This window comes from candidate division KSB1 bacterium (assembly GCA_034521575.1).
Taxonomy (GTDB): Bacteria; Zhuqueibacterota; Zhuqueibacteria; order Residuimicrobiales; family Krinioviventaceae; genus JAXHMJ01.
Window position 1 is genome coordinate 2,205,549 of the sequence record JAXHMJ010000005.1, and the last position, 14,229, is coordinate 2,219,777.

Annotated in this window: 10 protein-coding genes; 3 read left to right on the plus strand and 7 right to left on the minus strand. The window is 50.5% G+C overall.

Annotation, left to right across the window (positions count from 1 at the left end; genetic code table 11):
* Positions 1-31 precede the first annotated feature (31 nt).
* The 5 genes from U5R06_22850 to U5R06_22870 form a co-directional block, all read right to left on the minus strand.
* Positions 32-1,888, minus strand: coding sequence for a heparinase II/III family protein (locus U5R06_22850; GenBank protein ID MDZ7725582.1), 1,857 nt, complete (start codon positions 1,886-1,888; stop codon positions 32-34).
* 66 nt (positions 1,889-1,954) lie between these two features.
* The gene (locus U5R06_22855) at positions 1,955-3,931 is read right to left on the minus strand and encodes a glycoside hydrolase family 9 protein (protein MDZ7725583.1); all 1,977 of its coding nucleotides are present in this window, start codon (positions 3,929-3,931) and stop codon (positions 1,955-1,957) included.
* Positions 3,894-4,511: a hypothetical protein gene (locus U5R06_22860; protein ID MDZ7725584.1), complete on the minus strand. Its 618-nt coding sequence runs from the start codon at positions 4,509-4,511 to the stop codon at positions 3,894-3,896. The genes U5R06_22855 and U5R06_22860 overlap by 38 nt, the downstream gene beginning before the upstream one ends.
* A 31-nt stretch (positions 4,512-4,542) precedes the next feature.
* A complete protein-coding gene (locus U5R06_22865) occupies positions 4,543-5,982 on the minus strand; it encodes an AGE family epimerase/isomerase (protein MDZ7725585.1) in 1,440 nt (479 codons plus the stop codon).
* Positions 5,983-6,033: 51 nt separating this feature from the next.
* Positions 6,034-8,649: a glycoside hydrolase family 9 protein gene (locus U5R06_22870; GenBank protein ID MDZ7725586.1), complete on the minus strand. Its 2,616-nt coding sequence runs from the start codon at positions 8,647-8,649 to the stop codon at positions 6,034-6,036.
* A 251-nt stretch (positions 8,650-8,900) separates the two neighbouring features.
* Between U5R06_22870 and U5R06_22875 the strand changes: the two genes are divergently transcribed.
* The 3 genes from U5R06_22875 to U5R06_22885 are packed head-to-tail and all read left to right on the plus strand — an operon-like array spanning position 8,901 to position 12,983.
* On the plus strand, positions 8,901-9,569 hold the full coding sequence (locus tag U5R06_22875) for a bifunctional 4-hydroxy-2-oxoglutarate aldolase/2-dehydro-3-deoxy-phosphogluconate aldolase (protein ID MDZ7725587.1): 669 nt from the start codon (positions 8,901-8,903) through the stop codon (positions 9,567-9,569).
* Between the two features lie 20 nt (positions 9,570-9,589).
* Complete coding sequence (locus tag U5R06_22880) at positions 9,590-12,685, plus strand: glycoside hydrolase family 88 protein (GenBank protein ID MDZ7725588.1); 3,096 nt, start codon at positions 9,590-9,592, stop codon at positions 12,683-12,685.
* A 40-nt stretch (positions 12,686-12,725) separates the two neighbouring features.
* A complete protein-coding gene (locus U5R06_22885; protein MDZ7725589.1) occupies positions 12,726-12,983 on the plus strand; it encodes a DUF4861 family protein in 258 nt (85 codons plus the stop codon).
* Between the two features lie 515 nt (positions 12,984-13,498).
* Here the strand turns inward: U5R06_22885 and U5R06_22890 are convergent.
* Both U5R06_22890 and U5R06_22895 read right to left on the minus strand, forming a co-directional pair.
* Positions 13,499-13,942 (minus strand): hypothetical protein, encoded by a 444-nt coding sequence (locus U5R06_22890; protein MDZ7725590.1) that lies wholly within the window; start codon positions 13,940-13,942, stop codon positions 13,499-13,501.
* The gene (locus U5R06_22895) at positions 13,927-14,172 is read right to left on the minus strand and encodes a hypothetical protein (GenBank protein MDZ7725591.1); all 246 of its coding nucleotides are present in this window, start codon (positions 14,170-14,172) and stop codon (positions 13,927-13,929) included. The genes U5R06_22890 and U5R06_22895 overlap by 16 nt, the downstream gene beginning before the upstream one ends.
* Positions 14,173-14,229 lie beyond the last annotated feature (57 nt).

Below are 14,229 nucleotides of genomic sequence, written 5' to 3' on the forward strand. Positions count from 1 at the left end.
TATCGAGTGAACATTTTTCGCAGTTGTGTGTTTACCAGGCGGACAGCGGCTGAATATCCGGTACGGGTTCCCTCCTCAGCATCATGAGAACGAGAAAACGGGAGGGAGTGCGGGAGTTGATCTCGCTTTCAAATCCGAGTATTCGGGTATCGGGATTGCGGGCGTCATAATCAGCGGGCGGCGGGTCCGATGGATAAACGATAAATTCCGCCTCCGCAGGCTGGATAATTTTTAAACGGACGCTGCGGCCGTTTTGTTCCAGCTGCGCCTCGGAACCCTTTGTGGTTACCGTTGCGCGGGTCAGCATGGACCAGCGTACCCGGGTGCTGTCTTCGAGTGCCGTCATTTCATCCTGAATCACGACGATCCGATTGTTCCATAATCCGATTCCGCGCCGCACCCGAGTTAGTTGATCGTTGTAAACCGACGATAGATCGAGGATGGTGTGAGGCATGGGAGGCTCGGATGAAAATGCCGCAATCTCGGCAAAACCGTTAACCTGCTGCAGTTTGTCATTAACGGTCAGGGTGTTATGACTTTTGCTGTTCAGTCGAAAGATCTGCCAGCGTTCACTGTCCTGACTTTTATTCCACAGATCAATTCCCAGAGATTCCAAGCTATGATAGTTCTGGCTGCCCAGATCCGAGGCCCAGCGTTCACCGAGTGCATCGATCACAAAGGATCCGATATCCATGTGAGCGTGATTGGCGCCGGGCGAGCCGCCTTTGACTCCCACATACACCCCTTCCTCGGACCAATCACTGCGGTGCACTGTCACGGGTGTGTTGCCGTTGGCCATCCAGTGCAAATGTTTGGGAATCGGTATATTGTTCAGACGCGGAGACCAGATCAGCAGAAAGGGCAGCATCCGGTCCTGATCTGAAAGTTTGCTTAATTTATCGATTTCCTGATACAGCAGGCTGTGATCATTCAACTCCTGTGCAAACCAGAACAGCGGCGCCGCTGCATCTCCTTTGAGCCCGCAGTCCGAATAGTTGAAATATAAACCGGTGGGGCCGGTGGATGCATGATAATAATAGCCGGTCTTTTCGAATCCTTCAGCGTCGGATAAATTAAAATCCGTTCCCAGAGCCGTCCGCAGGGCGTCGATCAGCAGGACATTAAAAGACGTGCCGTATTCCCAGTATCCCGGTCCTTCCGGATAGGCGCCGTCCGGGGCGTATTCGCGCATCGCTATGGGAACGTTTTCCACGGCTCGTTCGATAATGCGGGAGGACAGTTCGGGGGCATGTTCCAGGATCGCCAGGGCGCCCAAAACCAGTCCCCCATGACACACCTGATTCCAGTTGTTTGACGTTTTCACCCACCACCGGTCGCCCAGTCCCGGAACCAGTCCTTTATCAATAACGGCCTGCCGGATACGGGCGCGGCTGTCCGGGTTCAGGTCATGATACAACCAGTCATATCCCACGGCCAGCGCAGCGGTCATTTCCGCCACATCAAGAAAATGCAAAGGGTTCCAATCTTTGAATGCCGCTGCAGCCAGCATTTCCTGTTGTGCGCGTTTGAGATAACGCTTCTTCCCGGTCATGCGATAGGCAAACGCCAAACGCGTGACCCGGTTCAAACAAGTACGCGATTGGCCCAAGAGCCGGCGTCCGGTCAATTGGTACCTGACCGGGTTTGTATCCAAAATTTTTTCAGCGCTGTTCAGCAGTGAATCATAGACCGGTGTTAACAGCGAATCCCGAAGCAGTTTCTGCTCAAGAGCCGCACGTTCATTCTCGTGAAAAAACAAACGCGGATGATCAGGTGCTTTATCGATGGAGAGCTTGATGGTTTCCATCGCTGTGGCAAATGTATGGTTTGCTGATATTATAATGAAAAAGAGTAAAAATAAAAGCGAGCCGTTTTTAACGGTTGTCATAAACCCACCTCTATGAAGGATTAAAAGACGGCAGCAGATTGTGCCGCTGCCGTCCGAATATAGATACTATTTGGATAAATATTTCTGTGCGCCCAGAACAAGAAACATGAAATGGGTTGAACCGCCGCCGACCACATATTCAGTCTGCTGCCACATAAAGGGCCAGTCTTTCATTTCCGGAAAATCGGGCCGGGTGAGATTGGTTCCGGAGACAACACCGCCCGGAATAAACGACCAGTCCGCGCGATTGACACCGTACGCCACGGTTTGAGATCGGGTTCCGATATTGGACGCAAACGATGCTGTGTTTTCACCGGGATGACATCCGAGCACAAAATTCAACGCATTCAGCATCGGATCAATAGGAAACAGGTCCGGATGGTGTTTGTTGAGAAAATAATACGAAACACCAAATTCCTGAATTCCCCAGCCGGCGCCCCAGATGGCCGGATGATAGGGGACACCAAACGGGTTCTCCCGGGCCTGGGCGTTGATTTCACTGCTGGCTTCCTCCAGGCTTTTTTCAATTTCCTGTTTAAACGCCGTGTCTTTAATAAACGGAAGCGCGCGCGCCACGTTCCAGCCCATGCGACTGATGCTTTGCTTGATTTCCGGCTTTAATTCGATAAATGCCTGTTTGTATTTTTCTTTGTTTGTGGTGATAATAAGCTCCACCAGGGATGAAATTTTCGCATAATTCACCCACCGGCCTTCGCTGTCGCCGAACGCATCCCACAGATTCTCTGCGGTCTCCAGAGCTTCATCCGCCAGTTTGTCATTATAACCGCGCAGCACTCGCGATGCGGCCGCCAGTCCGGTAATGCCATCCAGCTGCCGTCCCGGACCTTCATTCATGAATACCATGCGGTCATCCAGTTCCGGGACGTGTTCCTCGATCATGTCATAATTGTCCTGGGGATTATAGTATTTGGAATAATCGGTCGATACTTTAAGAAACCACAGACCGTTGTGATTTTTGGGCGCCGGACCCTCAAAGACTTTATTGTCCGTCATTGAACCGGCGTCTCCGAGCAAAACGTATTGACGCAGGTTGTTGCAAATAATACCGCGGTACAGTTCATTGAACGCTCGATAACCGCCCAGAATGGCGGCCAGACCATGCTCGATCTGCTGCAAAGCATCCGGTTTGCCATCCGGATGATGGATTTCCACAATACGCCTGTCAACATCCACCAGGGTTTGGTCGTAATCAATAGCAAATTCTTCAACAGCCAGCGCCAGATTGAATACTGTACCCACCTGGGATTCAATACGCATGTCGTAATCGCCGGCGTCATGCCAGCCGCCTGCGTTCAGGCCTTCAACCGGCTGATACGCTTTATAGCCTTCGGGCAGCTCACCATGCGTATAGCCGTCGAAATGGTTGATATTCGGTGGCGCCATGAGTGCGTCATCCAGGTGGCAGACGTCATGCCAGACCCGGTATTTTTCAAATACCTTCATATGACACATCTGCACGGGCAGAAAATACTCCAGAACCGGCTGCCACACACCCTGATCGTATACTGTTGCGTCGATTTGAAACGCTTCCGATATGACATCACCGTACTGCACCACATACATACCGGGTTCTTTGACCTCGGAAAAATCGGCGATCAGGTAGTTGAATCGCAGAAACTCGCCCTTAAACGGTTGCGGCTCGATGGTGGCTATCTGAGTGTAGCCGTTGTCCGGATCAATTCGTTTGATCACAGCGGATTGGTCTGCAGCCAGACGTTTGTCCAGTTCAATAACCGCGCGTTTTTCCTGATTCGGATGGTAACCCACCTGTGAGGTGTGCACCACAGGCCCGTAATGCCAGCTGTCCACAATATTCGGTGTGACGATCCATTCTATCGCTCCGGTGGTTGCGCCGGCCGGAATCTCGGAACGAACCACAAACCAGCCGTTGTTGTGTTTGATGCGCCCGTCCAATAGCTGCAAAGGACCGGATAAGCTTTTGATTTTCATGCGCTGCAGTTCGTTTTCCGGCGCCACAGTCAGTTCACGGCCTTTTGCAATCGGAGTGGCGTTCAAACTCACCTTCGGCATCCTTGTGAGCCGGGGTATTGGCATAACGCGGAAACGCGCCGCTTTTTTCATCCAGATACCAGGTTTTTCCAAACAAATCTCCGGGAAACAGTTCAATATTGAACCCGACGCGACGATCCCATTCCTCGGGAAGCGGTTCCTCGAGGTCAAGGCGTATCCGAATTCCGTCACGCAGCGACGTTACATGGATTTGATAGGTCATCATCCAATCCGGATAAACCATGGGATTAAAACCTGTTTTGTGACGGCTTGAATCAGGATATTGCAGAGATACGACGATTGTATTGTTCTCCCGGTCCACTTTTTGATCGATCACCTTGGGCTGCGGCTGCCACTGCCCCGGCGTAGGTTGCAGCATGAGATTCCCGTTGGTAGTCGTGCGTTTGCCATGATGGATAAATTCGATACCACCCTGATGTCCTTCAGGATATTGGTTGGAGAATACCATGACGTCAAATGCCGGACTGTCAAAATATTCCTTGTCGTTGAGTTTCAATAGAGGGGTTTCAGCTGTCACCTGCAGCGTTAGAGCCAACAGGAACTCAATCATAAGGGCTATACGAAAATACACAAGTCTCTCCTTTTTTGATACGTGTCTGATTTTATTTCTGATGTAAAAATGGAATGGACCCGGTTTCCAGCATATCCACGCACTGCGCCAGGGAACGATAGTTGTGGTAACATCCTTTCCAGGGGCCGGCCTTGGATGCGCGTTTGCTGCGCCTGGGATGGATATCCAGTGCAGAACGGTACCATCCGCCATATTTATGGTCAATTTGATAGGTTTTGGTAAAATTCCATAATTTATAAAACATTTCTTTATAGTGTGGATTCTCGGGAAATAGAATTGACATCATCAAGAGCGCATTCAGACCTTCGGCCTGAACCCACCATTGTTTGTCAGGGTTGATAATAGTGATCGTGCTGTCGCCTTTAAAGTAATAGCCTTCATAATAGATGCCGCTATTGTCGTCAAACCCGTGCTGTAACGAATGATCCACCAACCGGCGTGCAATATTCAGCGTCTTGTCCCAACTGGGACGGCCGAGCACCGCTTCGGCTTCCAAAAGCAGGAATGCGGTTTCCATATCGTGTCCAAAACTCACATGATCGTCCCAGGAATGTTCCATGATGAATTTGCGGCTTGAATCCTTGAACGACACGTGCTGCCAGTTTTCTGTAAAATACATATTTAAATATCCGGGCGAGGTGAACATGGTGTCCCGGACAATGGTAAATATTTCATTCAGGCGTTCGCGCACGCGCGCATCCGGCCATTGGGTGTAGAGCGCGGAAAAGGCTTCCATCAGATGAATGGACGAGTTGTAATCTTTGTAGGTGGAAAATGCGCGTGATTCTTCAGGTGCGCCGCTAAGGTCAAACTGCTGTTTGTTGTTGAAAGAAACGCCACGTCGATCCGCGTAATTGAAATATCCTCCGTATTGCGCATCATGATAATGATGATCCAGCCAGTCAAATGCGGTTTTGGCCAGTTTTAGGGCTTCTTTTGATCCGGTTAATTCATGATAAGCGGATAATGCGTAAATGGCAAATGCATGGCCATAGGCTGTTTTATGATCATCCGGGCCCGGTGGTTTGCGGACTGGTGTGGTTTGATAAAATCCGCCGTATTCGGAATCCCAGGCCTGATCTCTCAAAAATTGATAGCCGTGCCGGGCTGCTATTCTAAATTTTTTCTCATCCCGATAGCGCATTGCCGCTTTGGATGCTGCCCACACACCGCGGGTTTGAGTGACAATGACTTTGGGAAAGGGTGAGATCAGGTTCCACTTGTAATCGTATCGGGTGGAGAATCCGCCGTTGGTTGTGTCGATGACGCGTGGATACCAAGAGTCCAACAGGTTGTGTTGTAAGAGCTGCTGCATGTCTTTTAGAATAACCTCGTCATCACGGATTATGTTACCCGAGTCAGACGCACAGGCAGCAAAGAGCATGATTATCATAATGCCGAAAAATACAGTTTTTGCCGTTTTGGACTTGATAGCAATTTCCCTTTTTGTAAACGTTTTATATCGAATCATAATGCTGCATAGATTGCAAAACCGGCGTTCCGTCGGAACGCCGGTTTGGTGCTATTCTGATAACAATTGATCAACTGCCAGTACACCAAACATGTACACACAAGCGCCACTGGTGATGTACTCGCGTTCTTGCCAGAAAAACGGCCAGGTTTTGTTTTCCGGCAAATCCGGGGTCAGAATGTTGAATCCGCCCCAAAACGTACCGCCGGGAATATAACTCCAGTCCGCCCGATTCGTGCCGTAGGCTACCACGGGAGAGTTGGTGCCCACGCCTGAGACCAGGGAAGTGGTGGTGTGTCCCGGATGACAGCCCAGCTGGTAATTCAAGGCATTGAACAAATGTTCGCTTTTGATGAATTCCGGCCACGCTTTGTGCAGAAAATAATAATTCATACCCACATTGTGAAATTCACTGTGTTCGGCTCCAAACGGGTTTTCAGCCAGACGCACGTCCAGGGTTTTGCCCAAATGTTTGGCGGCTTTTGTCACGTTTTGCGTGTATTCCGGACAATCCAATTCGCCGAGCACCCGGCCGATACTCCAGCCAACACGCTCCATATCTTGAACAGACGGAACCGGAATATCGCATAGAGCCTGTTTGTATTCATCCTTACCGAGGGTAAGAATCAATTCAGTCAAAAGTTCGATTTTGGCATTTTCAGCCCGGCGGCCGGTTGCGCTTCTATGAGTTATCCAGAGGGCTTTTGCGGTTTGCAGGCATTCGTCGGCCAGATCAGCGTCATAACGGTCCAGTACGCGTGCTGCAGCCGCCAAAGCCGTGGCGCCCAGCATCTGTCGCGCCGGATTGGTTTCCGTAAACACCAGACGGTCATCCAGTTCCGGAACCACATATTCAAAAGATTCATCATACACATCCGGGTCAAATCGATTAGAGTAACGGTTTGCCACTTTTTTATACCAGAGACCGTCTACATCTTTGATTTTTATCTTTTCCGCCTCGTTATCAAACACCTGATTATCCGTGGCATTGGCGGCATCACCCAGTTGAACGTACTGGCGCAGAGAAGGACAAATAATACCGCGGTACAGGCGTCCGAGACTGCGGTAACCGGCCAGGATGCTCAGGACACCGTGTTCAATCTGCTGCAGCACATCGGCTTTGCCGTCCGGGTGATGAATTTCAACAAACTTGTTTTCCTGATCCACAAAGGTTTCGTCGTAATCGACATTAAATTCTTCGTACATTAGCGTCAAAATGCGCACCGTTCGCGCCTGAGTTTCCACGCGTAAATCGTAATCACCGGCGTCATGCCAACCTCCAACATTCAGACCGGGAACATGCTCCAGCGGCTTGAACGGAGACAAAGTGGAGGACTCGTCCTGATTGTCATAGCCGTCAAAATGATTGATATTCAGAGGCGCCATCAAGGCATCATCCATATGACATTTTCCGTGCCAGATTCGGTATTTTTCATTCACGCGCATGTGACACATTTGCACCGGCATAAAGTATTCCAAAGTGGGCTGCCACACATGGCGTTTGTAAACATCCTCTGATATTTGGAACACCGGCGTTTGGAAATCTCCATACTGTACCAGATAGGCGCCGGGTTCGGTTATCTGAGTAAAATCAAAAATTGCATAATTGTAGCGCAGATGCTGTCCCCACCACTCCGGCTTGCCGGTCAGAACGCTGCGGATTTCGCCGCTGGATTTTACCCGCTGCAAAACCGCGCTTTGCACGGTTTTGACCGCATCATCCAGTTCAATGATGGCGCGTTTGACCTGATCGGGATGATAACCCACCTGAGAGGTATGCACCACCGGACCATACTGCCAGTCCGGCATGACATTGGGTGTCACAGTCCATTCTACGGCGCCGTCCGTAGCGCCTTCCGGGATTAGCGAACGCACTACAAACCAGCCGTTGGCATGTTTGTAGCTGCCATCCAGCAGGCATAGATCATTGATGTGATTTTTGATGGTCATTCTGGATAATTTGCTTTCAGGAGCCACGGTCAGATGTCTGCCGGTGGCCAGAGGAACCGGATTGTAATGATTGCGCTCGCTTTTGGTAGACGGGCCGTGAGCCTGGCGTGGAAAAATTCCGGATTCTCCGTCCATATAAAACGCTTTGTTGTAATAATGGCCGGGAAACAGTTCCAGATTAAATCCGACCTGCCCGACCCATTCCTCGGGCAGCGGTTTTTCCAAATCGACAATGATCTTGAAAGATTTCCCCTCTGCCTGCACGCGCACATTGTATTGAAGGTTTAAATCAGGGTAAATAATAGGATTAAATCCTTGACTGTCACGGCTCTTATACGGATAGCGGCAGACCAGACTGATTTCGTTCGCTTGCTGGTCAACGCGACGCTCCTCCAGGGCAATAGCGTCCGGTGATGCGCTGCTTTTTTGTCCGCCTTTTTCTCCATATTGGGGGATGGGTTGCCATTGTCCGGGAGCAACACTTAGTCGCACATTACCGCAGCTTGCGGTTCGGTTTCCGTGCTGAATAATTTCAATCCCGCCCTGGTGTCCATCCGGATAGGCATTTTGAAACACAAACACATTCAGGCCCGGCATTTCGAAATATTCTTTCTCATTGATGGTGAGACCGCTATCGGCTGCAGACGCCAAACCGACGGTCAGAACCGGCAGCATAAGCATCAAAAAAACCGAGATGTTTCTTAACAGCACTTTCATGGTTCTCCTCCTCCAGTTATTGAATTGATGGATTATTTCGAATGGATCACCGCTTTTCTCTCGTATTTCTGTCTCTCGTCTCGTAATCATACGTACGCGCCTTTATAAATTCAATCTATTCTATCATTTTTTTACTTGTTATACAAGTAAACAATTGTCACTTTACATTGCATTCAAAAATAATTTGCACCTTTAAAAAATTTTTGATATACTATATAAAATTGAACCGGTTTAAATTTTAAGGACCTGTCATGACACTGAAACGATTTGAGGTTTACAATCTGATGTACAACACTGGTGTGGTGCCGTTGTTTTACCACCCGGATGCGGACACAGCAATAAAAACTCTGGACGCCTGCTACAAGGGCGGTTTGCGCATATTGGAATACACCAATCGGGGACCGCGCGCGCATGAGGTGTTCCGGCACATGGCTGAACACGCTGCGCAGCAGATGCCGGATATGGTCCTGGGTGTGGGATCAGTGGTGACACCGGAGACATCGGACCTGTATATTCAATTGGGTGCGAAATTCGTCGTGTCACCGCTGCTCAACCCGGATATGGCCCGCACCTGCAACCGCCGCAAAGTGGGGTGGATTCCCGGCTGCTCCACAGCGTCCGAGATTTCCCGGGCGGAGGAACTGGGCGCGGAAGTGGTCAAGGTTTATCCGGCCACTCTTTTAGGCGGACCCAAATTCATCAAGACCATGCTGGCACCCTGCCCCTGGATGTCTCTGATGCCGTCTCAAGGTGTGGCGCCTACGCGGGAAAATCTCACCGAATGGTTCGACGCCGGCGCCTTTTGTGTGGGAATGGGCTCCAAGATTATTACCGGTGATATATTAAAAAATGGTCGATTTGATCAGCTGGAAAAAAACATGCGGGATTTGCTGGAACTAATCACAGATATCAAATCCTGATCGAAACCATAGGAGCGATTATGACACCCAAACGTTTGTTGATATATGCTTTGTTTTTGGTTTTTCTTTTTTCTTTTGCTCTGTTTTCTCAGCCCGGCCCCGGCAGCGCTTATCAGTCTATGACCGATAACGGCGCCTGGTGTTGGTTCTCTGACCCGCGAGCGGTATACCATGACGGCACGGTTTATACAGGATGGGTAACGAACACCGGCGATATTACCGTCGGAGCTTTGAATACAAAATCTATGAATCTTGAGCAAACCATACTGCACAAAAACCTGACAGCGGATGATCATGCCCATCCGTCCCTGCTGATTCGACCCGACGGCCGCATTGTCGTGTTTTACAGCAAACACGGCGGTGACAAGATGTATATCCGTGTTTCGAAAAAACCCCATGATATTTCAGTTTGGGGTCCTGTCATCCATCCGGAATTTGATCATTCCGGAAACGGGATTTGTTACACCAATCCGGCGCAGCTGTCCGGTGAAAAGAACCGCATGTATCTGTTCTGGCGCGGCATTGACTGGAAACCCACGTTTTCTCTCTCGGATGATGGCGGCCGCAGCTGGGCAGATGATCGAAAACTGATTGAGAGTGAGGGAGCCAGGCCATACGTTAAGGTGGTCAGCGACGGAGACAACAGCATCCATTTTGCGTTTACAGACGGACATCCGCGCCAACAGCCGGAAAACAGTATCTATTATATGAAATATGAAAACGGCAATTTTTATAAAGCGGACGGCAGCGAGATTAAATCTATGGATGATCTGCCGATTCAGGTAAAGGAAACAGATGTGGTGTATGACGGCAAACGCACCAAGGTGCGCGCCTGGATTTGGGATCTCGCGCTGGACGACCAGGGCCGGCCGGTGATTGCCTATACGCGTCTGCCTGATGAGAATGACCACCGCTATCATTATGTCCGCTGGAACGGGAACGGTTGGAAGGACCACGAGCTCTGTATTGCCGGGGGCTGGTTTCCCGAGACCCCCAAGCACAATACTGAACGTGAACCGCATTATTCGGGCGGACTTGTTCTGGATCATGACAATCCGGATATGGTTTATCTGTCAAGGGATGTCAGCGGTACGTTTGAAATCGAAAAATGGCAGACCCCGGACAAGGGGACGACGTGGATAGCGACACCGATAACCCGGAACTCGAATTATGACCAGGTGCGTCCTGTGGCGGTACGCGGACATCAGGGAGAACCTTCTGTGCTGTGGATGCACAACCGATCTTACACACACTATACAAAGTATAATTCAGAGATCAAAATGAATATCAAAAAAACGTCCCTGTCCGCTGATTTTGACCCGGACGCCGTGTACCGGGCGATGCAGCGGGTAGCCGACTGGCAATGGGCCAATCCGTCGCAGCACTCGCCGCGCGACTGGACCACGGGTGCGCTGATGAGCGGAATGACCGCCTGGGCGGAAATGGCGCAGGACCCGGTCTATCTGGATTCGCTTCTGGCATTCAGCGAACGCGCCGGATGGCGGCCCGGCGATCGGATCTATCATGCGGATGATCATTGTATTGCCTGGACCTATCTGCAGCTGTATGAACGCTATGGTGATCCGTCAATGATCAAACCTATCCGTGACCGCTTTGACTATATCCTGGAGCATCCGGCTGAAACACAGCTGGACTGGACCACGCCGGGCGCATCAAAGCGCTGGGGCTGGTGCGATGCTCTGTACATGGGACCGCCGGTCTGGGCCAAACTGGCGCAGATCACCGGCGATGACCGCTATCTGAATTTTATGAACAGGGAATGGTGGGCGACCACGGATTACCTGTATGATACCGATGAACATCTCTACTACCGCGACAGCCGCTATTTTGAGCGGCGCGAACGCAATGATGAAAAAATATTCTGGAGCCGCGGTAATGGATGGGTGTTTGCCGGACTCGCCCGGGTGCTGGAAACCCTGCCCCTCAATTATCCGGACCGGGATCGTTACGAGGCACTCTACAAAGAGATGGCGGCGCGCATCGTCGAGCTTCAGACCGGCGACGGGCTGTGGCATTCCAGTCTGCTGGATCCGGAAAGTTATCCGGTTCCCGAAACCAGTGGCAGCGGCTTTTATACTTACGGTCTGGCCTGGGGCATCAATCACGGCCTGTTGGATCGTAAAGAATATCTACCGTCCGTGAAACAGGCCTGGACCGCACTGGTCGAATCCGTGTACCGCAGCGGCAAACTCGGCTACGTGCAGCCTATCGGTGCCGATCCGCGCAATGTAAAACCTGAAATGACAGAAATTTACGGAGTCGGTGCATTTCTGTACGCCGGCAGTGAAGTGTATAAACTGACCCTGTTCGACGGCGCGCCGCGCCTCACCGTACACGCGGCCAACCCCCTGACACAGCGCCGCGGTCCCGAGACCCTTGAAGTGGATGCAGACGTTCTCTCGAAAAACGGATTCAAGACGGTCGAAAAATGTGCGGTTTTTGATGTGCAGGAAAACCGCTTTTTGGTGAGCCAGGCGCTCAAGCTGGACCGCCGGCCCGTAGCGGACCTGCTGCTGTTCCAAAGCGATTTTGCGCCGGGAGAACGCCGGACGTTTTGGATTGTCGAGCAACGCAAGGATTATGATATTCCGGAACCTGAGTATAAAGCTCATGCCATGTTTGTCCCGGAACGCAAGGATGATTTCGCCTGGGAAAGCGACCGCATCGCCTACCGGATGTACGGTCCGGCGCTGGAGGAGGAAACCATTTCCGCCGGGATCGATGTCTGGGTTAAATCCGTGCATTATCCGATATTGCACAAATGGTACGCCGGTGAGGATTATCACAGCGATCACGGTGAAGGTCTGGATTTTTACAAAGTCGGACCCACCAGCGGCTGCGGCGGATTTGTATTTTCCGGAAAAGATACACTGTATACCGCGCCGCACAATTTCCGCGAATGGCGTATTCTGGCCAATGGTCCGATCCGCAGCGTGTTTGAACTGGATTATGCCGACTGGAATACCGGAAACGGTGAATCACGCGAGACCAAACGCATTTCCCTGGATCTGGGATCGAACCTCAATCGGATCGAATGCCGGTTTCCGGATTTGCAGACACCGGCATCCGGAGACTGCAGCCATTGTTCAGCGTGACAACGCCGGCGAGGTGTCGTATAACCTGAAGGAAGGATGGTTGTCCTATTGGCAGCCCAAACACGAACAGCATGATTACGTGGGGTGCGGTGTGATTATCCCGCAGGGTCAGACGCGCTTTTCGCAAAAACAGGGACATGTGATGCTGTCGGTGAATCCGGAAATGAATCGCTATGTGTATTACGCCGGCGCAGGATGGAGCAAGAGCCCGGATTTCCAGACACGAACGGATTGGGATCATTACCTAAAAACATTTTCCATGCGCCTGTCTTATCCCCTCGAACTCACCATTGAATAAAATCAGCGCCCCGGATCTCCGGGGCGTTTTATTTGAAGAGCAGCCATGGTGTTGCGCTGGCTTTGCTTTTTTAAGGATACAGTACAGAAAGGCCGCGGCTTTATATGGCCGATCTTATTGGAGCCGGAGCCCTGTTTGCCATTTTGATGAGGAATACGCTGGGGACCGCGCAAAACACTTTTTTTGTTGCACTGCCGGTGATATTTGCCGCTTTTCCCAATAGCCTCCATTGGAACAAACTGTTGCCTTTGGTATGGCATTCATGATTGTAGAGGTCATTCTAATTCAGAAATACTCTTTATTCATTGGTACGCCAGTGTACCGTATCTCCGATGTTCTTTTAACCCTACTGCTTGCGTCCGGTATGGATAGCCCTTTCTCAGAACATATCCACACCCGTGTTGTCTTTACAGCCATCATCGTGTGGCTGCTTGCAGATCATTTTGTCTTTGCCGGCTTGTGTTCAAATTATTCACCTTGTTTTTTATCACGTTATTGGCAATTTTCAAACGAGTTTATTTGAAAAACGCAAACAACAACCCCATAATCGCCCCGATTTGACCGATCCAGAAAATAAACATCCATTTGATGAGGTCGGCGCGGGTGCTCTCAATTTTTGAGTCCAGACGTTTTTCAACGTCGGCAATTGTCACATTGACTTTGCCGATTTCTTCTGTCATGCGCTCATTAACCTTGCCGATTTCTTCTGTCATGCGCTCATTAAACTTGCCGATTTCTTCCGTCAGGCGCTCATTGAATTTGGAACTTTCTGTGGTGATACGTTCGTTGACTTTGGATATTTCTACCGCCAACCGCCGTTCAAATTTTTCTTCTACAAACTCCAACATTTCATGCTTTTGCTCTTCCTGACTTTTATTGATCAAATGAATCAGGCTTTCCGATGCTTTAGGTCCCAGTTTTTCCCGTAATGGTTCTTCTACGGTTACCAGTTTTGCCATTGTACCCTCCTTTTTATGATAAACATAACATAATTCAATGATATTTCAGGTAATTGCAAGAAAAAAGTCGTTGCGATACCGGTTTTGCCGCGTCCGCACACCGCCCCGGCGTCAATCAGCCGAAAGGCGGACATCGCACCGGGGCTCAGAAATGAAAGCACAGCGTCTGACGGCAGCAACTCACCCACAGGCCATGCCTGCTCGGCAGCATCGCGGATGCTGCACTGCATATTTGGCCTCGCCGTACAATTGCCAACTTGTGCGACGAGTGACAGCGGCACAATCCT

Coding starts and splice junctions, on each gene's coding strand:
- U5R06_22850 (MDZ7725582.1), bottom strand. CDS start 1,888: ATGACAACCGTTAAAAACGGCTCGCTTTTATTTTTACTCTTTTTCATT.
- U5R06_22865 (MDZ7725585.1), bottom strand. CDS start 5,982: ATGATTCGATATAAAACGTTTACAAAAAGGGAAATTGCTATCAAGTCC.
- U5R06_22870 (MDZ7725586.1), bottom strand. CDS start 8,649: ATGAAAGTGCTGTTAAGAAACATCTCGGTTTTTTTGATGCTTATGCTG.
- U5R06_22875 (MDZ7725587.1), top strand. CDS start 8,901: ATGACACTGAAACGATTTGAGGTTTACAATCTGATGTACAACACTGGT.
- U5R06_22880 (MDZ7725588.1), top strand. CDS start 9,590: ATGACACCCAAACGTTTGTTGATATATGCTTTGTTTTTGGTTTTTCTT.
- U5R06_22890 (MDZ7725590.1), bottom strand. CDS start 13,942: ATGGCAAAACTGGTAACCGTAGAAGAACCATTACGGGAAAAACTGGGA.
- U5R06_22895 (MDZ7725591.1), bottom strand. CDS start 14,172: ATGCAGTGCAGCATCCGCGATGCTGCCGAGCAGGCATGGCCTGTGGGT.